22 protein-coding genes are annotated in these 20,567 nt (G+C 57.0%); 16 read left to right on the top strand and 6 right to left on the bottom strand.

What is annotated here, in order from left to right:
• Positions 1 to 425 precede the first annotated feature (425 nt).
• From HUK82_RS04790 to HUK82_RS04835, 10 genes are all read left to right on the top strand, one after another.
• Positions 426 to 743 carry a DUF736 domain-containing protein gene (locus HUK82_RS04790; protein ID WP_025861645.1) on the top strand — a complete coding sequence of 106 codons (318 nt, stop codon included), beginning with the start codon at positions 426 to 428 and terminating at the stop codon, positions 741 to 743.
• Between the two features lie 320 nt (positions 744 to 1,063).
• Positions 1,064 to 1,291 carry a transcriptional regulator domain-containing protein gene (locus HUK82_RS04795; protein WP_176612860.1) on the top strand — a complete coding sequence of 76 codons (228 nt, stop codon included), beginning with the start codon at positions 1,064 to 1,066 and terminating at the stop codon, positions 1,289 to 1,291.
• Positions 1,292 to 1,325: 34 nt separating this feature from the next.
• Positions 1,326 to 1,892 (top strand): DNA -binding domain-containing protein, encoded by a 567-nt coding sequence (locus tag HUK82_RS04800; protein WP_176612861.1) that lies wholly within the window; start codon positions 1,326 to 1,328, stop codon positions 1,890 to 1,892.
• A 148-nt stretch (positions 1,893 to 2,040) separates the two neighbouring features.
• Positions 2,041 to 2,310, top strand: coding sequence for a helix-turn-helix transcriptional regulator (locus HUK82_RS04805; protein ID WP_176612862.1), 270 nt, complete (start codon positions 2,041 to 2,043; stop codon positions 2,308 to 2,310).
• Complete coding sequence (locus tag HUK82_RS04810) at positions 2,307 to 3,452, top strand: replication initiator protein A (RefSeq protein ID WP_176612863.1); 1,146 nt, start codon at positions 2,307 to 2,309, stop codon at positions 3,450 to 3,452. Before HUK82_RS04805 ends, HUK82_RS04810 begins: the two co-directional genes overlap by 4 nt.
• Complete coding sequence (locus HUK82_RS04815) at positions 3,449 to 3,640, top strand: hypothetical protein (protein WP_176612864.1); 192 nt, start codon at positions 3,449 to 3,451, stop codon at positions 3,638 to 3,640. Before HUK82_RS04810 ends, HUK82_RS04815 begins: the two co-directional genes overlap by 4 nt.
• Positions 3,637 to 4,266, top strand: a complete 630-nt coding sequence (locus tag HUK82_RS04820; protein WP_176612865.1) for a S26 family signal peptidase — start codon at positions 3,637 to 3,639, stop codon at positions 4,264 to 4,266. Before HUK82_RS04815 ends, HUK82_RS04820 begins: the two co-directional genes overlap by 4 nt.
• 58 nt (positions 4,267 to 4,324) lie before the next feature.
• The gene (locus tag HUK82_RS04825) at positions 4,325 to 4,666 is read left to right on the top strand and encodes a DUF736 domain-containing protein (RefSeq protein ID WP_176612866.1); all 342 of its coding nucleotides are present in this window, start codon (positions 4,325 to 4,327) and stop codon (positions 4,664 to 4,666) included.
• The gene (locus tag HUK82_RS04830) at positions 4,663 to 5,313 is read left to right on the top strand and encodes a lytic transglycosylase domain-containing protein (RefSeq protein WP_176612867.1); all 651 of its coding nucleotides are present in this window, start codon (positions 4,663 to 4,665) and stop codon (positions 5,311 to 5,313) included. The genes HUK82_RS04825 and HUK82_RS04830 overlap by 4 nt, the downstream gene beginning before the upstream one ends.
• A gap of 228 nt (positions 5,314 to 5,541) precedes the next feature.
• Positions 5,542 to 7,287 carry a relaxase/mobilization nuclease domain-containing protein gene (locus HUK82_RS04835; protein WP_176612868.1) on the top strand — a complete coding sequence of 582 codons (1,746 nt, stop codon included), beginning with the start codon at positions 5,542 to 5,544 and terminating at the stop codon, positions 7,285 to 7,287.
• Between the two features lie 150 nt (positions 7,288 to 7,437).
• Here the strand turns inward: HUK82_RS04835 and HUK82_RS04840 are convergent, their stop codons facing one another.
• Positions 7,438 to 8,337 (bottom strand): LysR family transcriptional regulator, encoded by a 900-nt coding sequence (locus HUK82_RS04840; RefSeq protein WP_176612869.1) that lies wholly within the window; start codon positions 8,335 to 8,337, stop codon positions 7,438 to 7,440.
• Between the two features lie 293 nt (positions 8,338 to 8,630).
• On the opposite strand from HUK82_RS04840, the gene metF reads away from it, so the two are divergent.
• The 3 genes from metF to HUK82_RS04855 all read left to right on the top strand — a co-directional run bounded on the left by metF (position 8,631) and on the right by HUK82_RS04855 (position 10,861).
• Positions 8,631 to 9,620: a methylenetetrahydrofolate reductase [NAD(P)H] gene (gene metF, locus HUK82_RS04845; protein ID WP_246495866.1), complete on the top strand. Its 990-nt coding sequence runs from the start codon at positions 8,631 to 8,633 to the stop codon at positions 9,618 to 9,620.
• 4 nt (positions 9,621 to 9,624) lie between these two features.
• Positions 9,625 to 10,194, top strand: coding sequence for an epoxyqueuosine reductase QueH (locus HUK82_RS04850; protein ID WP_246495836.1), 570 nt, complete (start codon positions 9,625 to 9,627; stop codon positions 10,192 to 10,194).
• A 211-nt stretch (positions 10,195 to 10,405) separates the two neighbouring features.
• Positions 10,406 to 10,861: a hypothetical protein gene (locus tag HUK82_RS04855; protein WP_176612872.1), complete on the top strand. Its 456-nt coding sequence runs from the start codon at positions 10,406 to 10,408 to the stop codon at positions 10,859 to 10,861.
• A gap of 86 nt (positions 10,862 to 10,947) precedes the next feature.
• Here the strand turns inward: HUK82_RS04855 and HUK82_RS04860 are convergent, their stop codons facing one another.
• From HUK82_RS04860 to HUK82_RS04875, 4 genes are all read right to left on the bottom strand, one after another.
• The gene (locus HUK82_RS04860; protein ID WP_176612873.1) at positions 10,948 to 11,976 is read right to left on the bottom strand and encodes a methionine synthase; all 1,029 of its coding nucleotides are present in this window, start codon (positions 11,974 to 11,976) and stop codon (positions 10,948 to 10,950) included.
• A 27-nt stretch (positions 11,977 to 12,003) separates the two neighbouring features.
• On the bottom strand, positions 12,004 to 12,987 hold the full coding sequence (locus tag HUK82_RS04865; protein ID WP_176612874.1) for a DUF1852 domain-containing protein: 984 nt from the start codon (positions 12,985 to 12,987) through the stop codon (positions 12,004 to 12,006).
• Positions 12,988 to 13,933: 946 nt separating this feature from the next.
• A complete protein-coding gene (locus HUK82_RS04870; RefSeq protein ID WP_176612875.1) occupies positions 13,934 to 14,923 on the bottom strand; it encodes a DUF4238 domain-containing protein in 990 nt (329 codons plus the stop codon).
• 488 nt (positions 14,924 to 15,411) lie between these two features.
• The gene (locus HUK82_RS04875; protein ID WP_176612876.1) at positions 15,412 to 15,819 is read right to left on the bottom strand and encodes a MerR family transcriptional regulator; all 408 of its coding nucleotides are present in this window, start codon (positions 15,817 to 15,819) and stop codon (positions 15,412 to 15,414) included.
• Between the two features lie 68 nt (positions 15,820 to 15,887).
• Here HUK82_RS04875 and HUK82_RS04880 point away from each other — a divergent pair, with 68 nt between their 5' ends.
• From HUK82_RS04880 to HUK82_RS04890, 3 genes are all read left to right on the top strand, one after another.
• Positions 15,888 to 16,547, top strand: a complete 660-nt coding sequence (locus HUK82_RS04880) for a cation transporter (protein ID WP_176612877.1) — start codon at positions 15,888 to 15,890, stop codon at positions 16,545 to 16,547.
• A gap of 235 nt (positions 16,548 to 16,782) precedes the next feature.
• Positions 16,783 to 17,313, top strand: a complete 531-nt coding sequence (locus HUK82_RS04885; protein ID WP_176612878.1) for a hypothetical protein — start codon at positions 16,783 to 16,785, stop codon at positions 17,311 to 17,313.
• 141 nt (positions 17,314 to 17,454) lie between these two features.
• Complete coding sequence (locus HUK82_RS04890) at positions 17,455 to 19,725, top strand: cold shock domain-containing protein (RefSeq protein WP_246495864.1); 2,271 nt, start codon at positions 17,455 to 17,457, stop codon at positions 19,723 to 19,725.
• A 295-nt stretch (positions 19,726 to 20,020) separates the two neighbouring features.
• Here HUK82_RS04890 and HUK82_RS04895 read toward each other — a convergent pair whose 3' ends face one another.
• On the bottom strand, positions 20,021 to 20,179 hold the full coding sequence (locus HUK82_RS04895) for a hypothetical protein (protein WP_176612880.1): 159 nt from the start codon (positions 20,177 to 20,179) through the stop codon (positions 20,021 to 20,023).
• Positions 20,180 to 20,567: the final 388 nt, after the last annotated feature.

Here is a 20,567-nt window from a genome sequence, read left to right on the forward strand (position 1 = left end):
ACGTCCTGCCTGTCGATCGGGAAGAGCAGGGAACATGATACCAGCCAGCGGGTTATCCTGGCGACGGATACGGTTTGACCTGTTCTGTCTGGAAACGGATATTCCCCGACACCCTGCGCCCCAGTCATGGAACACGACGGACTGACCTGTCTCCCACAACGCTGACGGCGTCGCACACCATGGCCTCTCGATATGGCCGATCTGCCCGAGGACCGGCTTTGCCTCGTCCGGCTATGGCGCAACGGCGGCCCGCAACTTTCTTCCCCTGGGCTTCGCCCATTCCTCGCGCATCAACAAAGCTGCGGTCCTGCCGTCCTCCGCGTTGCTCCGGCCTGCAAGCAGGTGCGCCGCCGGTCGTCTCCGGGCTGACGATGGCCATCGAGGCCACGGTGGTCGCGGCCCGATACAAGCCAGGAGACAGGACAATGATCATCGGTTCATTCAAGAAGGTCGGCGAGGGGTACGAGGGCGAGATCGTCACCCTGACACAGAAAATCCGGGGTATCCGCTTCGTGCCCGAAGCCAACCGGGCCAGCGATAATGTTCCCAACTTCCGGGTCCAGATCGGCAAACTCGAAGCCGGTGCGGCCTGGATCAAGCACACCACGGACTGGCGCGAATATCTCAGCGTGAAGCTGGACGATCCGACGCTTCCCGGTCCGATCTTCGCCAGCCTCTTCGAAGAGGAAGGTGGCGCCTACAATCTGGTCTGGAGCCGCCAGCGCCCGCGTAACGGGGACTGACCACCCCACACTGGCCCTTCCCGGCGCAGCCGGGAAGGGCATTCTGCTCCGGCAGATTACGCGGACCGGATGGCTGCCATATCGTCCCGTCACGTTCCCGCGATCGTGGCGTCGCGACTGGTCCCGGGTGAGGTCGCTGTTATCACCGCACTGCCGCCGGCAGATGCCAGCCGCTTCTGATATCTGTTGCTCAAGCTGCCTGCTTTTGTCGCGGGACCGCGCCCGGTGGGCCTGCTCCCGCGCTTCGTGAGGCGATTCCGGCACCTATGCCGTCCCGTTCCATCCGGGGCATTCCCGGAGCATGAGGGGAGACGTGTCAGATGATCGACGGCGCATGGGACTGGCGGGATGATGATGCGGCGGCCGTCCTGCGGCGCGCCGAGAGCGCGGTGCTCGCGCAGGAGTTCCTGCGCTGCAACCCGATTTATGCGTCCAGCCGTCAGCAACTGATGCGTGTGCTGCCGTCCGCGGGCGCCTCCCGAGAGGCGGAACTGGCCGGCTTCGCCTGGCCATGGGGGTTGAGCTTTCCCGTTCGATCCTGCCCATAGCTGGTGGCAGGAACCGGCGTTCTGGCGGCCCGAAATGCTCGACAGCGCCATCACGATCGGCGCCATGCCCGACGACTACGCCGCCCTCCATGGCACGGAGGATATCGCCGTCATGGTCGCCGGACGGCAGATCGCCTCCCGAAGCCTGTCCGACGGCGAGCATGCTATCGTCGAAGACGGGTATGGCACCCAGCAGGTGTGGCTGCGTTCGGATCCGTCCGGGCGTCATGACGCCTATCTGCTGCCGCATGTCGGACTGGAAAAGCATCTGGGTGCGCTGCTGCGCTTTCTCGACATCCCGGCGCGGGGGCGCTTCTCGCTCCGGCATCACCTCGCGCGCCCGAACGCACTTCGGCAGAATCGCCTGGTCCTGATGCTGCGGGTGGTGCGGGCACGGGCGCAGGGCGTGTCGCACCGCGAGATGGGCGCGGTGCTGTTCGACCGGCGCGCCCGTACCATGTCGGCGCTCGAATGGTCGGTCAGCGAAATCCGCCAGTCGCTCTACCGTCTCGACCTGGAAGGGGTGGCGATGGTGGCGGGCGGGTATCTCGACCTGGTGCGGCATGGTCTCTCCGGAAAAATCACCGTGCCGGAAGCATAGATCTTTCTGGCGCCCCGCCGCATGTACGATTTCCGACCCCGTTTCGGGGCCGTTTTTCGTTCTGCCTCCTGTTGTATCGCCTACGCCAGTCTTCGCTCCGCCCCGCCGCGATGCGTCCCGCATCGTCAGGCTACGACAGGAGACGCACATGCAGACGGTCCATACACACACCGGACGCCCGGAAAAGAAGCTGGTGATGACCCCCGAGGCCGCCCGCCTGGTCGGGCTGTCGCCGCGCACGCTGGAGACGTTCCGCTGCCGTGGCAGCGGTCCCGTCTTCCGCAAGATCGGCGGGCGCGTGCTCTATGCGACCGATGACCTCCAGGCCTGGGTAGACCGGGCCGCGTGCCTGTCAACCTCGGAGGACCGCTACGAGGCCGCGCTGGCGGCAAGCCGGGCGTGGAGGAAACGCGCATGAACGGCCAGTCGAACCCCCACGGGGCGACAACGCCCGCGCCCGGCCACTGGCGCGAACCCGACCGGCGTTTCGTGATCTCCGGTCCCGCCCGCCCCCGCGATCTGCGCGACCTCATGGGGCTGCCGTTTTTCGCGCTCGGGCGGCGATCGCACAGCGAACCGCTGCACTATCGCACCCGGCAGGTGGATATTTCCGTCACGTCGGGCACGTGCGGCATGGCGACGATCCGGGATGCCGACATCCTGCTCTGGCTGGGTGGCCAGATCGTCGATGCCCTCAATCACGGTCTCTGGGTCTCGCGCCATGTGCGCTTCACACCCTGGCGCCTGTTCGCCGATCTCGGCTGGGCCGACGGCGCACACCAGTATCGCAGGTTCCACGGTGCGCTGATGCGGCTGTCGGGGGCGCGCGTCGCGACCAGCCTGCGCCATGGTCCGGACTGGCGGGAGCGCGCCTTCACCTGGGTCAGTGATCTGCGGATATCCCATGAGGACGGTGTCGCGCTGACGCTTCCCGCCTGGTTCATGGAAGGGGTGTGCGACCGTACGCGTATCCTGAGCGTCGATCCCGCCTATTTCCGGCTCGATGGCGGCCTGGAACGCTGGCTCTACCGCCTCGCGCGCCGCCATGCCGGTCGGCAGAAAGAGGGCTGGACCTTCCGGCTGGCCGATCTTCATGTCCGTTCCGGCAGTCTGTCTCCCCGGCGTCGCTTCGCCGCCGGGATCGCCGCGATTACCCGTCGGCAGAGTGTTCCCGGCTACACGCTTCGCATCATTTCCGGCGGAAAACCGCCAGTGCTGCGGATTACACCAACGGTATCATCCACCGGCTCGGTGGATAACCGTGGGAGTCATACCGTTGCTTCAGGTACGCATGATACCGTTGGTCCAGTGACGGAAATACCGTTGGTCGAGTTCAAAATCAGCGCGCAAGACACTGGTTCAAAACACAAAATCGCGTCCGTAACTTATATAACTAATATATATACTCTTAGTACCTGTACGCCGCGCACGCGCATGCACGCGCGACTCTATATTATGGATGCCTACGCTATTCTGCGTCGGACTACGACAATACTGCGACAGGCGTGTGATGTTGTCCGGCATGGAGCCGTGGAAAAGGCATTGGGGAAGGCGGCATGACGCGCATCCTCTTTCCCGCGGGCATTGCCATGCCCTATGCGCCGCTTCGGTGCAGGCCCAGCACACGCAGCGGCTTCGTCACCGTCGTCGTCCCGGACATCCCTGAAGCCATATGGCACGTTATCCTGCGCGTCGAAATGGCGCTGGATGCGGTGCTCGGGCGAGGGACAGCGGGAGGTGTGTCATGACCCGGCGCGGCTGGTTCTTCGCGACCTATCTCGCGGCGCTCGGCACGCTGGCGACGGTCAACATCCATCCGACCCCACGCTGGGTCTGGAACGAGACGGCCAGCGTTCCGGTGGGCTTGTATCGCATCCAGCCAACCGTGCCGATCCGTGTCGGTGACACCGTCGCCCTCCGCCTACCGAAGCGCGAAGCGATGCTGCTGGCGATGCGCGGCTACCTGCCGTTCGGCGTGCCGCTGCTCAAGCCTGTGACGGCACTGGCCGGGCAGAGTGTCTGCCGGAATGGCCCGCATGTCACCGTCGACGGAAAGGCCGTCGGTGATGCGAAGACCGTGGATCATCGGGGTCGCAAGCTACCGGTGTGGCAGGGCTGCCAACGTCTCGGGCCAGGGCAGGTTTTTGTCATGAACGCCGCCGTGGCGACCAGCCTGGACGGGCGGTATTTCGGCGTCCTGCCGATGGAAACAGTGATCGGCCGCGCCGTGCCCGTGCATGTCCGGACCGGTGACGCGGAGCGACCACCGCGGCATTTCGATTCCCTTCCGGAACCCGGCGCTCCGATCCGGGAGCGACCGCTCCTGGCGCCACCCATGATGCCCATGAAACAGAGCGAACCGCCGATCGAATGACAATCGTAAGGCACGCGGATTTTCCATCATCTCTACCATTTCCGAAAGGATTTTTCCCATGAGCCAGATCGGATTTTTCACCCGCACGTCGGATGGTTTTGCCGGGCGTGTGCGTACCCTGTCGCTGGATGCCGAACTGACCTTCGTACTCGCGGAAAACAATGGCGCGGAGCATGCGCCGAATTATCGCATCCATCTCGGTGATGGAGAGTCCGGACCAGAACTAGGCGCGGGATGGAAACGCACCGGCGAACGTGCTGGGGAATATGTTTCCGTGGTCCTGGACGATCCCGCCTTCACGCAGCCGATCCGCGCGACGCTGTTCCAGGCCGGGCGCGGCGGACGCGAATGGCAGCTGGTGTGGAGCCGGCCCGCGAAACGTCCGGGAGGCCGTGAATGAGGCGCCGATTTTTCATGCCCGCTGGCGTTCTGGCTGTGCTCGTGCTGTCGCTTTCGCCCGTCCCGGTCCACGCCCAGGATTGGGACGATCTCGTGCGGAAGGCGGCGGAGCAAAACGCGATCCCGGCGACGTGGGTGCGGGCGGTCCTCCATGCTGAAAGCGCCGGCGATCCGCACGCAGTGTCCTGCGCCGGTGCGATGGGTCTGATGCAGCTCATGCCGGGTACCTGGCGGGATGTTCGGCGCGCGCTGAATCTGGGTGCCAATCCCTTCGATCCCCGTGACAATATCGCGGCTGGCGCAGCCTATCTGCGATGGCTGCACGACCGCTATGGCGATGCGGGTTTTCTCGCCGCCTATAATGCCGGTCCTGCCCGTTACGACGAACATCTGGCGACCGGTCGGCCATTGCCCGCCGAGACAGTGTCCTATGTCGCTGCTGTCGCCCGATTGCTGAATGGCGGCGGATCGGCTGCAGTTTCGCGGCAGATCGACGGCACCTCGGCGGCGCCAGACTGGCGTTCGGCCGCCATGTTTGTGACGGCTGTTTCCTTGTCGCCGGACGTCAATGCACAGCATTTCCGAAGCATAGGGACACCAGCGAACAATGCCCTCTTCGTCACTCGCTCCAGAGGTGAAATGCAATGAGAAGGTGTCTTTCAGGGCGCGGAGAACATTCCCGGCGATTGGCGGAAATCGGGCGTTTTTGGCCGGGAGGGGGTGGTTTGAAGGTGAAGCAAGATAAAAGCCACAAGGTGTGGCTCGGTCGGGGAGGGCAGTTTTTCAGGGGTTTTCACAAGGTCATTTTACTGTCCCAAGGTGGCAGACCTTGTGTTTCCTTTGTTTTCAATGTGATCGCACAAGGTCAGGGCTATCATGACGCGGGATGAGGATTTTCGGGTCCGTCCCGGCCGTATCCGTGCTCCCCGTGCGCCGGGGCACGCGAAATCTTTCATTGGCAGCGTGCTGGCCGCGACCAATCGCGCCGGCGGCATGGGCCGTCCTGGCCGGGGCAATGGTGGCAATCGTCCCTTGACCTTCGGGCGTGGGAGGGGGGCTGCCTTGCGCGCAAACCGCATCCTCTCGCGGCGTACGCGCCATGTCGTGGTCAAGGCCCGTGTCGTGCGGCATAACGGGAAATCGCCGCTGCGCGCGCATCTTGCCTATCTCCGACGCGAAGGCGTGACGAAGGAGGGCGACACGGCGCGCCTGTTCGGTGCGGACCGTGACGATATTCCGGCCTCGGAATTCGCTGCCCGCTGTGAAGATGACCGGCATCATTTCCGCTTCATCATCGGCCCTGAAGACGCCACCGATATGGCGGACCTCACGGCGTTCACGCGCGAACTCATGAGTCAGGCCGAACAGGATCTCGGCACAAAGCTGGATTGGGTGGCCGTGTCGCACTGGAATACCGACAATCCGCACCTCCATGTCATTGTGCGCGGCAAGGACCAGGAGGGAGAGGATCTGGTCCTGTCCCGCGACTATATTCGCGAAGGCTTGCGTGCCCGCGCCCAGAACCTCGTGACGCTGGAGCTTGGCCCCAGAACGGAGAACGAAATCAGACGATCGGTGGAGCGTCAGGTCGAAGCCGAACGCTGGACGCAGCTGGACCGGCAGTTGCAGCAGGATACCGATGCCCAGGGGTTCGTGACAGCTGCTCCCGAAGCGGGCCGCCAGCCGGATATGTTTGCAGTGATGAAGACGGGTCGGCTCCGCTATCTGGAACGCATGGGCCTCGCTCATGATCTCGGAGGCGGGCAATGGCAGGTTGACGAGACGGCCGAACCGACGCTGCGTGAAATGGGTGAGCGGGGCGACATCATCAAACGGATCCATCGCGCCCTCAAAGAGAAAGGCATCGACCGGGCGACATCGTCCTGGGTCGTGGCGGGGGAGCAGGCGAGCGGGCCGGTTATTGGCCGGCTGGTCGATCGCGGTCTTGATGACGAGCTGAGGGGCAGCGCTTGGGCGATTGTCGACGGCGTGGACGGGCACACGCGCCACATCCGCCTGCCCACGCTCGACGCGGCTTCGGATGCGCATGCGGGCGCTATCGTCGAACTGCGGGCGTTCAGGAGCGCCGATGACCTGCAACGCGTAGCACTTGCCGTACGGTCGGATCTGGCGATCGAAGAGCAGGTGACGGCGCGGGGCCCGACGTGGTTGGATCGTCAGCTTATTGCGCGCGATCCGATCGCGCTTGGCGATGCCGGTTTTGGCGTCCAGGTTAAGGACGCGCTGGTCCGTCGTCGGGCGCATCTGGTCGAACAGGGTATCGCCCAGCAGGACGGAGACAGGACGCTCTATCCGCGCGGGATGCTGGCGACATTGCAGCAGAGGGAACGGGACGATCTCGCCCGAAGGCTGGAGCGCGAGACGGGCATGAACCACAGCCCGCCGGTTGCGGGCGAGTATGTCACCGGAACCTATCGTCAGCGTTTCGCGCTGGCAGCGGGGAGGATGGCCATGATCGATGACGGGCTCCAGTTCCAGCTCGTGCCCTGGACGCCATCGCTGGAGAAACAGCGCGGGCAGCATGTCTCGGGCGTCGGACGCGACGATGGCGGCGTGGACTGGTCGTTTGGTCGGAAACGGGACGTGGGGATCGGATTTTAGGCACGGGAACAGCCGCTGGATGACGGGGCGTTGCATGGCGACTAGGGGGGGGGGAAGCGGAATGTCCGGTGTCGGACGCAAAAGAGAGAAACCGGACATAGTGAATTTAAAAAATAAAGAGATAAAAATTGCGATTGTCCGACCATATACTTAAGCCGCCAAACTTGGTGAAGCAGCGAATTCGATAAAGTCCTGCAGATATCGGATCTCTTCATCGGTTTCGCGGCAGCCAAGAAATATCTGCTTTGCAATGCCATTCTTGCCAAGCTTCACCGGGTAAAGGTCAAAGCGCGAGGCATATTCTTCCACAAGCCAGCGTGGAAGTGCTGCAACGCCCCTTCCGTGCGCCACCATCACCAGCATGATATCCGTGGTTTCAATCTGTTTCTGTTGTCGCGGGCCAATACCAGCAGGCTGCAGAAACTGCGTATAGATATCCAGCCGCTCGGACGGAACGGGATAGGTGATCAATGTTTCGCCAGCAAGCTGTTCAGGCAAGACGAACTTCTCATTCCGCAGAGGATGTTCAGGGCCAACGGCCAGAACGAGTTCATAATCGAAGACCGGTGTGAATTTCAGGCCGGGTTTGTAAAGCGGATCAGGGGTGACCACGATGTCAATCTCATTGCTGAACAACGCGCCAATACCGCCAAACTGGAACTTCTGTCGCACATCCACGTCAACTTTGGGCCATCGCTCCAGATAGGGGGAGACCACTTTCAGAAGCCACTGATAGCAGGGATGACACTCCATGCCGATGCGGAGCGTGCCACGCCCACCATTGGCGAACTGTTCAAGGCGGCTTTCCGCCAGTTCAAATTGTGGAAGCAGACGGTTCGCCAGAGAAAGCAGCCATTCGCCTGGCTGATTGAGCACAAGGGAGCGTCCCTCCCGCCGCCATATCTTGACGCCAAGCTGCTGTTCAATCTTGCGGATGGCGTGACTGAGCGCCGGCTGGGTCAGGTTCAGACGCATCCCTGCGGCCGTCAATGAGCCTTCTCGCGCGACCTCCCGAATAATTGTCAGATGACTGCGCTCCAGAACACCCATGGCCTACCTCTCGAATGCACCAAATTCATGTAATCATAAAAACATATCATTTCAGTTCACTCCCATAAACTTCTATCACGATGGCTTACAGGATTCTTTCGGATAACTTTCCATGATCCCGACCGATAATCGTGGCCTCTGTGCTCTGACTCTGAATACAAATTCGATTTCCAGCATGAGGCATGCAGGGAAAGAGCCGGAGACTGCGTGTCCTTGCCACTGACATGACAGACAGACTGAACGGATTGGTGTCGGAAGACCGGATCAATGACCTGCTGTCGTGCAACCGCGACATGCCGCCACCTGCGCTTTCCTTTGAATTCGTCCCGCCAAGAACAGAACCTATGGAGCGGCGGTTATGGCAGTGCATCCCACGCCTGGCGCCACTCTCACCGCGCTTCGTGTCCGTGACCTATGGTGCGGGCGGAAGCACTCAGGCCAGCACTTACGCGACGGTGTTACGCCTCAGCCGTGAGACCGACCTCGTACCGGCTGCCCATCTGACATGTGTCGGTGCGACACGGGAGGAAGTAGACGCCATCGCCCGAAGCTACTGGGACGCAGGGGTCAGGCACATCGTGGCCCTGCGCGGCGATCCACCAGTCGGCGCGGCCGGCTACACGCCACATCCGGGTGGTTACGCCTATGCCAGCGATCTCGTCGCAGGGCTGCGTCGCATCGCCGATTTTGACATCTCCGTCGCTGCCTACCCGGAAACGCATCCGGCGGCCCTGAGCCCTGACGCCGATCTCGACAACCTCAAACGCAAGCTCGATGCGGGGGCAACACGCGTCGTCACGCAGTATTTCTTTGACGCTTCGACCTGTCTGCGCTTCCTTGAGCGGTGTCAGGCTGCTGGTATCACCGCGCCCATCATTCCGGGCATCATGCCGGTCTCGAATTACGAGCATGTGGCGCGCTTCTCGGCGCTCTGCGGAGTCACGGTGCCAGCCTGGCTCACGCGTCTTTTTGAAGGCACCGACGGAGACCTGGAACTCCGGCGCCTCGTCGCTGGTGTCGTGGCAGTGGAACAGATCCGGACCTTGCAGGGCAACGGTATCAACGACTTTCATATCTCCACGCTGAACCGCGCGGAGCCGACTTATGCAATCGCCCATATCCTCGGACTGCGGGAGACCGGCCGCTGCGTGGTGGATAATGCGATAGACTATTCGGAACACGAAGAGGCACGTGATGAACGAGAAGCCGAGACAGAGTCTGACGCCCCCGGACGGGCAGAAGAAGGTGCTTCTCCATTCATGCTGCGCACCATGTTCGGGTGAGGTGATGGAGGCGATGACGGCATCGGGCATCGACTACACGATCTTCTTCTACAACCCGAACATCCACCCCGAGAGGGAGTATCTCCTCCGCAAGGACGAGAACATCCGGTTCGCCGAAAAACACGGTATTCCATTTGTCGACGCCGATTACGACAAGGACAACTGGTTTACCCGAGCAAAAGGCATGGAGTGGGAGCCGGAACGTGGCGTGCGCTGTACCATGTGCTTCGACATGCGCTTCGAGCGGACCGCCCTCTACGCCCACGAGCACGATTTCCCGGTCATGACCAGTTCGCTCGGCATCTCAAGATGGAAAAACATGGCGCAGATCAACGAGTGCGGGCAACGCGCCGTTTCTCCCTATGACGGGCTGTCCTACTGGGACTTCAACTGGCGTAAGGGGGGAGGTTCAGCGCGCATGATCGAGATCAGCAAGCAGGAACGTTTCTATCAGCAGGAATATTGCGGCTGCGCCTATTCGCTGCGGGATACCAACGCCCATCGTCGCAGCCAGGGCCGCGCGGCGATCGAACTTGGCAAGCTGTATTATGGAACGGACGATGACGCCTCATAGCACGCCGCAGGACGAGGAAACGTTTTCCGAAACCTCGACGATTATGCCGCCCCTGAACGAGCAGGCTCGTCATGGGATCGGTCCATCCTTGGCCTGCGACGATCCAGAGGACAACGATCCTGATGATGAAAGTCCGTTCGGATGCCCATGTTGCATGGTGCCCTGGTTTCGTTGAGTCGGACCAAATACGGCTCAGGCTTTGACGCACACCATGCAACAGACCATTGCCGCAGACATCGTACTCTATCTTCAGAGGCTCGATCGCCCGGTGCTGTCGAAAGGGGAACAGATATCCCGTTTTGTCGATTTCCTCTCGGAAACTCACAAAATCGTCGGCTGTCGACGGGAAGAGTGTCGAAAGCGTTTGCGCCGGTTCGGTCATGTGCTCGGTGCTTCCTGCCCCATGACAGGTATGGCAAGAGATGTCGAACGCCTGATTACAGCGATGGAGGACATCGGCACACGCCCCCTCACGCCTGCCAGGCTTCAGAGCGCGCTGCGCATTTCCAGTCGGGAACGCATCCAATGGACCCGCGAGGGGAAACTCCGACCGATCGCAACCAGGGTCATAAAGGATCGTGGGCACTTCTCGCTGGCGTTGTATAGCGCGGACGATGTTGCAAGACTATTGATGTCCCCGGAAATTCTGGCGTCATGGAGGACATGAAGCGCCTCCTGCTTGCTCGACGGAGAGCGCATCGACATGGTTGTCTCTGCGTTTCTCCCTCTCTTGGGGCCAGTCACTGCAGCTTCTCAGGCTGAGAGTTCTCTGCGAACGATTTCCGCCCCCGCGCCTAGAGCATTGAGTTTACCTCGTGCCACGTGACGCGGCAAAGGCGCCATACCGCAGTTGGTGCAGGGATAAAGCTTGTCGGCGTCGACAAACTGAAGCGCCTTTCGCAGAATATCAGCCACTTTTTCAGGCGTCTCAACGGTGTTGGTGGCCACGTCAATGGCGCCGACCATCACCTTTTTTCCACGAATCAGTTCGATCAGATCCATCGGCACGCGAGAGTTCTGACACTCCAGAGAAATCAGGTCGATATTGGATTTCTGGAGCTTGGGGAAAATCTCTTCATACTGCCGCCACTCTTCCCCAAGAGCATTTTTCCAGTCGATATTGGCTTTGATGCCATAGCCGTAGCAGATATGGATGGCGGTCTCACACTTAAGGCCTTCAATGGCCCGCTCCAAAGTGGCGATGCCCCAGTCGTTCACCTCATCGAAGAAAACATTGAAGGCAGGTTCGTCAAACTGGATGATGTCGACGCCAGCCGCTTCGAGCTCACGCGCCTCCTGATTGAGGAGTTTGGCGAATTCCCACGCCAGCTTTTCGCGGCTTTTGTAGTGGCCGTCATAAAGTGTGTCGATCATGGTCATGGGACCAGGCAACGCCCATTTGATGGGCTTCGTCGTCAGCGTGCGTAAAAACTTCGCATCCTCGACAAAGACGGGCTTTTCGCGCGTTACAGCCCCTACAACTGACGGAACACTGGCATCGTAGCGGTTGCGGATTTTGACCGTCTGACGGTTCTCGAAGTCGACACCACTGAGATGCTCGATAAACGTGGTGACGAAATGCTGACGCGTCTGTTCGCCATCGCTGACGATATCAATGCCGGCCCGGTCCTGATCGTCCAGAGTCAGACGCAACGCATCCTGTTTACCTTCTACAAGTTCCTCGCCCTGCAATTTCCAGGGCGACCAAAGCTTCTCGGGCTCGGCGAGCCATGACGGCTTGGGCAGGCTACCAGCCGTTGATGTGGGGAGCAGTGTTTTCATGAAAGATGACCCTGTATTTCCGATTGATCAGGCGGCGTAGCTGGCGGACCACTGCTCAAGAGCATAGTGATACGGTTCGATGAAATTTTCTTCCGTATACTTGCCCTGCGCGGTCGCCAGCTGGGTACGCTCCTCCCGATCGTAGACAATGCGGGTGTTTGAATAATCCTGATGCTTCAGACTTGGCTGATAACAGTCCGCTGCCGCTGCATTAGCGTTGTAGATTTCCGGACGGTAGACCTTCTGGAAGGACTCCATCACACTGATGGTGCTGATCAGCTCAAGAGTCGAATAGTCAGACAGCAGGTCACCGAAAAAATAGAAGGCCAGCGGCGCCTTACTGTACACGGGCATGAAATAACGAACCTGCATACCCATTTTTTTGAAATATTGATCGGTCAGAGAAAATTCGCGCTGTTCAAATTCAACGCCCAGAACAGGATGCTGATTTTCCGTACGGTGATAAGTCCGGTTGGTTGAGACACTGAGGCAGATGACCGGCAGCTTTTTGAAATTCTTCTTGTACGCGGGCGAATTCACAACGCTCTTGAAGAGATTGCCATGCAGATCCCCGTAATTGTGGGGAACGCTGAATTCCGTCTTGTCTTTGTTGTAGTTCGGCAGCAATACGCTGAAATCATAGTCCCGGACATATGACGAGAAACTGTTCCCTGCGAGACCTTCTATGCGTTTGTTGTCGTGTTTATCCACAATCGTTGTGTACAGAACTTCAATCAGCGGAAAGCTGTTGTTCTTGCCGGCAAAGCCAAGATCCATTTCAACGGAAACGATTTCAAGCTCGACGGAATAACGGTCGCCCGTGGCATTGTCCCAATGCGCTAGCTCATTAAAGCGATTGTCAATCATCCGCAGGACGTTGCGCAGGTTTTCCTGCCTGCTCTCACCCCTCGCCAGATTGGCGAAATTGGTCGTAAGGCGCGTCCGGTCAGACGGATGATAGGTCTCATCGAAGCGAAGTCGATGAATGCCGAAAGTAGAGTCTGTGATCATTATGGGCCTGCATCTCTTTTACCGCCATGCAGTAGAGGTCGGCTAATCGGGCTTCAAAAAAGAGCCCCGATCACCGAATTTGCCTCTCCGAAGACGGTCTGTCGTCATAACTTTTGCCGTTAAAAGCAGTGGTCAGATTATGGCCTGGTAACACCGTGAACAAAAATGATTTGATTTCATGAAATCATAAAAACGATTCATGGTTATCTATCAGCAAAAATTACGACGCGCCCGTCTGCAGCCAGGACACTTTCAGGTTAAGCTGGCAACGAGAGTCGGCTGGTCATGTCCGCTAGTCGGAAAGCAATTTGAGAGGTTGTATGTCCGGGTTGCGGGCGGAATCTGCTTGTCTGTTTCATGTCCGCTAAACAGACAGGCACGGAAGGGGGGAAGACGGAACGTCGGCTCTGAGAAAAAATGTGTAGAAATCAGACATCGCACGCAGCTTGAGTTGCTGATCGTTTTAAGCTTCCCGTATCGACTGAGTAGATACGGGAAGATAACCTAAGGCATGGGACATTACGCAAGTGAGACAATAAGGCGCTTGCAGAGCGCCTAGCCAGTTAATGTTCGGGACGGAGACGGACTGAAATCATCTACCAGCGTCTTCGTCAGGCAAGCATTTCTCTGCAAAGCCTGACTACGAAAATTAGGGACGAAAACCGTCACGGTTAGAGTGACTTCAAGCTTTCGACCGAGTGCGTAGCCCCGATTTGCGAGCTAGGCGAGCAAAAATGAAGCGTAAGGTTATATGGTTGAACTCCAGACCGTTCGTGACTGTATGAATCTTTTGATTGAGTAGATGACGTGGCGGCAAGCCAATCTTCAATCTCAGAAACGGGACTGCTTCATGAGCCACTCCTCCAATTACCACAGGAGGAATCAAATTACACGAACATTATAAAAATAATAATTTTAACAATACTATATAATATAGTAAAAACATTTATTTTTCAACCACATGATCAACAAATTTATCTAATTGGTCATTTTCGCAAGAAAATGCATACATAAATTTATTGCCCCATATCTTATCATTTATTTCCTCCTGCTCTAATTTGGTAATAAATTTTCTATCTCCCAAATAATATTTATAATATTTCTTGTTAAGTTTCCATTCTTGTTTTATACGTATTTTTTCATCTTCTGATTTTCTAGATGGAACAATAATTACTGAAATGTTTGGTGAAATTGGAAACAGCAATTCCATTTTAGGATTACTGGATCCATTCAAACTTAAAATTGGCTTATCATTAGTTATAAAGTAATTCCCGGGTTCGGATTTTAGAATATCTATTTCATATAAACCTTCAATAAGATTCATGCAGAATATCTCGGATTTTATTAATGCCATAATCGGCCATATATTTTCGACTCGCATCCCTTGCGCTCTAAATTTTTTCTTGGCCTCATCGTTACAAACGACATTTTTCATATGCAAATTTCGCAAAAAAAACTGCGAAACAGTTCTTAATATCATTTCATAGTCATGAATTTCGATACTCTCTGGATCTTCTGCAATCATTTTTGTAATTTTTGGGAATAAACCCTCAACTAAACAGTATATATTCTCTATTGAATTGCTTTTTATTAGCCTAATAGGCCTAAATAAATCTGAATTTTCTTCCGAATCATCCCCAATGATATCTAATATTCTGAATATTTTAATCATATTACATATTGCATCCCCCATGGGAGTGCCAAGTAACGAATTTACATTTTTCATAAGAAAAATATACTCTTTTTCGTTCAATCCATTAATTTTATATAGATGATTTGAGTAAGCAATAGATTCAGACAAGCTCTCAGATATAGGAGTCATTTTTGGCTTGTGTAAGTTTTTATTAAATGTCCATATTTTATCGTTTTTATTTTTCCAATTATTCAAATATGTTTGACTAACGTAGTGATGTTTCTTTTTTATATTTTCTTCCATTCTATTTTTCTCCTATTTTTATGATAGCGAATTAACCTAATGAGCATATCACTAGTCGCTTACGATCCGTAATGTTAGTTTAATGCAGGGCATCCGTTTTTCGGAAGTCCAAACAGTTTGCTTACGACCGACATGTAGGCGGAAGCTGCCGTGGCTTTGGATGCATAAATTCTACGTTTTATGAGGGCAGGGGCAATTTATTTTCAGTAAGAGTTCATGCATGGGCAGAAAAAAATTCATTAAAACAACCTCTTAATCCCGCTTTGCTCTCAACTTGTGATTGCTGCAAGCTGAGAAGCAATCCTGTCCCCGCAACCACGAATTAAGCGACTGATATCGCACGATAAAAGCCATCCAAAAGGGGGGCTTTTTTTGTGCCCAAATCACCCCGCAGGAAACACATAGGAAACAAACGGAATCAAAAACGCGCGTAGATTGCCCCGGAACGGGGCTGTCTCACGAATGTGTGATTATCGTTCCGGCCGGAGTTACCCGCGCGGTGCCAGAGCCTCGATAATCCGGCAGTCGGCAATCGTGCGGTGGTCGCAGCTTGCGATCATCGCGGCCAGTTCCTTTCGCAGTGCGCGCAGGTCGCGCAGCTTGCGGTCGATTTCCGCCAGATGGCCGCGCGCTACGATATCCACCACCTCGCAGGACTGATCCTTGCGGTCAGCAAGATCAAGGAGCGTGGCGACCTGTTCCATTGAAAACCCGAGATCACGTGCCCGGCGGATGAAGCTCAGGCGGCCGAGATGCTCGGCGCCGTAGGCCCGGTAATTCCCGGCCGTGCGAGGTGGCGCCGGCAGAAGTCCGGACTTCTCGTAGAAACGGATCGTCTCGACCTTCGTGCCGGTGGCACGCGCCAGATCACCGATGCTCCAGACTTCCGTTTCCATAGTCTTGACCCTGTAGTGGCTACAGGGTGCATGATGGTCATCTCCCCCGTTGTTGTCGAGGCATCGTCATGGCCTGCTCCTGCTGTCCCGCTTCCTCCGCTGCCCAGAATGATGCCGCCCCGCACTGGCGCCGTGCGCTCTGGATCGCTCTGATAATCAATGCCGGGTTCTTCGCGGCCGAGATCGTCATGGGCACGATGGCCGGGTCGGCGGCCCTTGAGGCCGACGCGCTGGATTTCTTCGGCGATGCGGCGAATTACGCGATCAGCCTGTCCGTCGCCGGTATGGTGCTGGGGTGGCGTAGTCGGGCGGCCATGCTGAAAGGCGTGACGATGCTGGTTTTTGCCTGCTGGGTGCTGGGCAACACGGCCTGGCACGCCTGGGCCGGCACGTTGCCGCAGGCGGAGACGATGGGCGTTGTTGGCGCACTGGCGCTGGCCGCCAATGCCGGCCTGGCCGGGATGTTCTGGCGCTTCCGGGACGGTGACTCGAACATGCGCTCCGTGTGGATTTGTGCGCGCAACGACGCGATCGGCAATCTCGCGGTGCTGCTGGCCGCCCTGGGCGTGTTTGGGACGGGAACCGGCTGGCCCGATGTCGCGGTCGCCGCGATCATGGGCGCTCTTGGCCTATATGGCGGGTGGCAGATCGTCTGTCATGCCCAGCGTGAAAGGCAGGGCGTTTCACATCAGCGCGGCGAGCCTGCTATTCCCGGCAGCGCGGCTTGAACGCGAGAACGCTGGAGCGCATGTCGGCTTCCGCCTACAAATCAGACATCTAAGTGATGATGGCGATTGCCCGAAAGCAGACGTTTTTAGGTGAACCGCGATAAACCGGGTTTGGGACAAAGCCGTCATTTATGCCGAGCTTTACAGATGCAAGCTCTGACGAGAGCCGACATTCGCGCGTTCGGTGATACGAGTGCCGGTCCAAGATAGGCGATGACAAGCATAATTTTCTTTCATGAATGCGGGTGGTGTTCTTCTTAAAAATCGGGCTTTCGTCATTGACGACAATCGCGGTGCGGGCGCAGCGTTACAGCGTTGGATAGGGGGCAGCCACTGGGCTGTCGAAATAGGGGCAGGCAGTTTGAGTTCGAGCATCGTACGTTTGACGCTTTATGGACTGATCGTCGCAATCGACATCGATCTTAGAAGGCTTGTTCAAGATCAGCTTGGCAACAATCGAAACATCGAAGAAATCCTTGCTCCGGAACTATTGAGCAAGGTGCGTGACCGGGCAGCGCGTGATGGGTTGATTGAGGATTCTGACGTCTACGATTATCTCGATTTCCCGGATTCTGTGAAAACGCTACGGCGGCACAAAGCCGAACTCGACTCAACATTTGCTCGATTCGTTCAGAAGAACAGCGCGGATTTGGATCGCCTTACTCCCATCCGGAACCGCGTGATGCATGGGCGCCCCCTGCAATTCACCGACTTCGCAGTTGTCGACGAGTTCGTCCAAAAGATTCGTGGCTTTCCGGCCCGCTAGTTTTCTCAAGTCGTTGAATTCGAATCTAAAGTCCGTGAGAATCCGAACTTTGTTTACTCGCTTGATCTTTCCCAGCTTAGTACAAGTGCCGACCGAATACCCCACAACCTTCCGCTTCCTGACTACGACGAGACAGGTTTTCTGGGGCGAGAGCAGGAAACTGCCGACCTATTAGCCGCGTGCAAATCGAACTGGCCGGTCGTGACCGTGGTAGGCGAGGGTGGTCTTGGGAAGACCGCGCTTGCCTTGAAGGTAGCTTACGAAGTCCTAGACGACGAGAAATCGGATTTTGAGGCTATCGTCTGGGCTACGGCTAAACGGACTGTTTTGACCCTTGATGACATCCAGACTATCGACGGTGCCATTCAGGACTCTTTGGGGCTGATAAAGTCTGCGGCATCTCAACTCGGTGCTTCGACGGACGAAAGTGTCGTACTCGACGAGGTGGCGCAATACCTCAACAGCTTCAAGATACTACTGATCCTTGATAATCTCGAAACTGTGCTTGACCCGCTCCTTACCCGGTTCATCAGGCGTTCAACCGGCAAGAGCAAGATCCTCGCCACCTCCAGGGTCGGCATAGGTGAAATGAGCTATCCCTTTCGGCTTGGCGGACTCTCCACTAACGAGGCCGTGCAACTCCTGCGGACGACCGCAAAGGTTCGACGGCTCCCGGATATCTACAAAGCAAAAACGGACGTCTTGCGCGGCTATGTTGTGGGCATGAAGCTGAATCCAGGTTTCATCAAATGGTTCGTGTCATGTGTCCAGTGCGGCCGTCAGCCCGATGTTGCGATCACTAATCCTAAGATATTTTTGGATTTCTGCCTCTCCAATGTCTACGAGCACGTTTCGCAGGAAGGCAAAGAAATCTGCAAGGCGATGATCGCGGTCCCTGGCCGTCACCCACTCGCGATGATTTCCTATCTGTCCGACTTGAATGGCGACGATCTGCAGCAAGCGCTCGCTGCTCTGCAATCCGCAAATCTGGTCAGCATGATCAACGCGTTGACCGAGGCAGGCAGCGAAACGGTCTACGAGTTGAATGAACTGCCGCGCTTGTATATCCTTAGGAACCACGCTCCAACGGCGATCGAGGATGCGAAATTCAAGCAGAGAAAGAGGGCCGTTGCGAAGGAATTCGAGCGCCTGCAAACGGATCGAGGTAATAACCGTTACAACCCTCGCAGCATCGCGTGCCGAAATCAAGCAGATGCCATAACGGCGAAATTGCTGGGCGATGCGCTAGCGAGAAGCGCTGCGCACGATTTCGATGAAGCGATCCGTCTGGTTGGACAGGCGAAGGAACTCGACCCGACTTTTTCCGAGGTCTATCGCGTGGAGGCGTGGATTGAGGCTTATGGTGATCGCCCGGCCGCGGCGGCCGAGGCCTATGAGAACGCGATCGCCATGGAACCAAACTCCGCCCCTCTGCGGTATTGGTACGGCGGTTTCTTTCTGCGTGTTTCGAACGATGCACAACTGGCGGCTCAGCAACTGCTGATCGCAGAGACGCTGGATCCTGAAGCGCCTGCCGTCCTGCTCGAACTGGCGCGGGTCGAGATGTACGTGGGGCAGTACGATGAAGCGGACGCGAGACTCCTCCGTCTTCTTAACGATCTAACAGCTTCCACGCGCCACCGTCGAATGGCCTACGATACTTGGATACAAGTGAAAATCAGGAGCGCGACTACTGCGCTTGAATCCGGTCGCTATTCCGAGAGCCTTGACGACGTCCGGGCTGGATATGACCGCTTTGTGAGCGTTCCAGAGGATCTTCTCGACGAGCGGATCTTTGGGACCATACGTCGAGGATTGAATATCTTAGGGCCGCTTACAGAGAAACTGTCTGTCAGCGGCCTCCGGCCCGAAGTAGAGCGATGTTATCAAGACATCGATTGTCTTCGGTACAGTCCCCTTCTCGCCATGAAACAGCCCTTTCAATCGCGAGCTTCAACACAGATTTGCGACGAATCTGACGTCGGGACAAGTGCCGTCGGAACGATAGACACGGTAAATGTGGTGAAACGTTATGGCTTCATCCAATTCGGCGAGAACAAGCGTATATTCTTCCATTTTTCGGAGCTCCCAAACGCGATCCTGCACGCAAAGATCGGCATTGCTGTCGCGTTCGACGTAGAGCAGAGAGAAGGAAAGATTTGTGCGGTGCGGGTTCATCCCCGCCAAGAAGGAGGCGACGCCAACCACATTAAACACGGCATAATTAAGATCGTCATCGCTGACAAATCTTTCGGGTTCTTGACAGACCCAGTCGGAGGCGACTTATTTTTCCACCGGTCAAACTTAGCCGCCGGCATCGAACTTGAGGATCTCCGGCCTGATGATCCGGTTTGCTACATCATGGGACGCAACCACAAGGGACCGATAGCGATAGAGGTGCGGCCCAGATAAAATCGAAACGTTCGCACAATTAAGCGCATACAAGATTCGGACTCCGGAGGCTGAACGGCAGTGCGGACCATGCCTGTACGTTTCTTGTCTATAGGCGCCAGCAGACGTTCAAATGCTTGCCGGCGAACGACCGGGTCTGGTCGACACAAGCCCCAGAACCATTTGCCCGCAAGCGTTCTTAAGCTGGCCGATGTTGGCCATAGGAGAACGACCATGGAGACCTCTGAAACTGAACTCACCGCCACCAAGCGCCCGGTCTGGAATGCCGGAAGGACCGTGGGGGGCAAAGCGGGCTCTAAAACCGAAGCAGATCTGGGGAATCCGTTTTTACCTCAATCAGCGCCGCCGCCTGCGAGATCGGGCGCTTTTCGATCTCGCCATCGATAGCAAGCTTCGGGGCTGCGACCTGGTGCAGATGAAGATCGGCGACATTGTCAGCGGCGGACAGATCCAAACGCTGGCAATCGTGATGCAGCAAAAAACTGGACGGCCCGTTCAGTTCGAGCTGCTGCAGGACGTTCGGGCAAGCCTGCTGGCTTGGGCTGGGTCGGCGCGGCGGCGCTCGGGCGTTCCGCCGGAACTGTCAGAGCTGGCGGAGGCTGGAATGGCCGTGTTTGGCCAGGCTATGGAGACTTGGTTGGTAAGTTCCTCGGACAGTCTAGAAACATGCCTAGACCTCGCTTTCCGGGTATGGGGCAGTTTGGTGTCAGGGGATAGGTGCAGCCAGTCCAGATCGGCGGGTTACGGAAGACCGGACGTTCAAAAGAGTAGACTTAAAAGTCCTGCTTTGGTCGGTAGGCGTTATAAACTTGGGAGCAGGGAATGGCCGCTTTCGGTTATCG

Origin of the sequence: Ameyamaea chiangmaiensis (assembly GCF_013376175.1) — a bacterium.
Lineage (GTDB): Bacteria > Pseudomonadota > Alphaproteobacteria > Acetobacterales > Acetobacteraceae > Ameyamaea > Ameyamaea chiangmaiensis.

Excerpts from the sequence above, each read along its gene's own strand:
- HUK82_RS04790 (WP_025861645.1), top strand. The coding sequence starts at position 426 with ATGATCATCGGTTCATTCAAGAAGGTCGGCGAGGGGTACGAGGGCGAG.
- HUK82_RS04795 (WP_176612860.1), top strand. The coding sequence starts at position 1,064 with ATGATCGACGGCGCATGGGACTGGCGGGATGATGATGCGGCGGCCGTC.
- HUK82_RS04800 (WP_176612861.1), top strand. The coding sequence starts at position 1,326 with ATGCTCGACAGCGCCATCACGATCGGCGCCATGCCCGACGACTACGCC.
- HUK82_RS04805 (WP_176612862.1), top strand. The coding sequence starts at position 2,041 with ATGCAGACGGTCCATACACACACCGGACGCCCGGAAAAGAAGCTGGTG.
- HUK82_RS04810 (WP_176612863.1), top strand. The coding sequence starts at position 2,307 with ATGAACGGCCAGTCGAACCCCCACGGGGCGACAACGCCCGCGCCCGGC.
- HUK82_RS04815 (WP_176612864.1), top strand. The coding sequence starts at position 3,449 with ATGACGCGCATCCTCTTTCCCGCGGGCATTGCCATGCCCTATGCGCCG.
- HUK82_RS04820 (WP_176612865.1), top strand. The coding sequence starts at position 3,637 with ATGACCCGGCGCGGCTGGTTCTTCGCGACCTATCTCGCGGCGCTCGGC.
- HUK82_RS04825 (WP_176612866.1), top strand. The coding sequence starts at position 4,325 with ATGAGCCAGATCGGATTTTTCACCCGCACGTCGGATGGTTTTGCCGGG.
- HUK82_RS04830 (WP_176612867.1), top strand. The coding sequence starts at position 4,663 with ATGAGGCGCCGATTTTTCATGCCCGCTGGCGTTCTGGCTGTGCTCGTG.
- HUK82_RS04835 (WP_176612868.1), top strand. The coding sequence starts at position 5,542 with ATGACGCGGGATGAGGATTTTCGGGTCCGTCCCGGCCGTATCCGTGCT.
- HUK82_RS04840 (WP_176612869.1), bottom strand. The coding sequence starts at position 8,337 with ATGGGTGTTCTGGAGCGCAGTCATCTGACAATTATTCGGGAGGTCGCG.
- metF (WP_246495866.1), top strand. The coding sequence starts at position 8,631 with ATGCCGCCACCTGCGCTTTCCTTTGAATTCGTCCCGCCAAGAACAGAA.
- HUK82_RS04850 (WP_246495836.1), top strand. The coding sequence starts at position 9,625 with ATGGAGGCGATGACGGCATCGGGCATCGACTACACGATCTTCTTCTAC.
- HUK82_RS04855 (WP_176612872.1), top strand. The coding sequence starts at position 10,406 with ATGCAACAGACCATTGCCGCAGACATCGTACTCTATCTTCAGAGGCTC.
- HUK82_RS04860 (WP_176612873.1), bottom strand. The coding sequence starts at position 11,976 with ATGAAAACACTGCTCCCCACATCAACGGCTGGTAGCCTGCCCAAGCCG.
- HUK82_RS04865 (WP_176612874.1), bottom strand. The coding sequence starts at position 12,987 with ATGATCACAGACTCTACTTTCGGCATTCATCGACTTCGCTTCGATGAG.
- HUK82_RS04870 (WP_176612875.1), bottom strand. The coding sequence starts at position 14,923 with ATGGAAGAAAATATAAAAAAGAAACATCACTACGTTAGTCAAACATAT.
- HUK82_RS04875 (WP_176612876.1), bottom strand. The coding sequence starts at position 15,819 with ATGGAAACGGAAGTCTGGAGCATCGGTGATCTGGCGCGTGCCACCGGC.
- HUK82_RS04880 (WP_176612877.1), top strand. The coding sequence starts at position 15,888 with ATGGCCTGCTCCTGCTGTCCCGCTTCCTCCGCTGCCCAGAATGATGCC.
- HUK82_RS04885 (WP_176612878.1), top strand. The coding sequence starts at position 16,783 with ATGAATGCGGGTGGTGTTCTTCTTAAAAATCGGGCTTTCGTCATTGAC.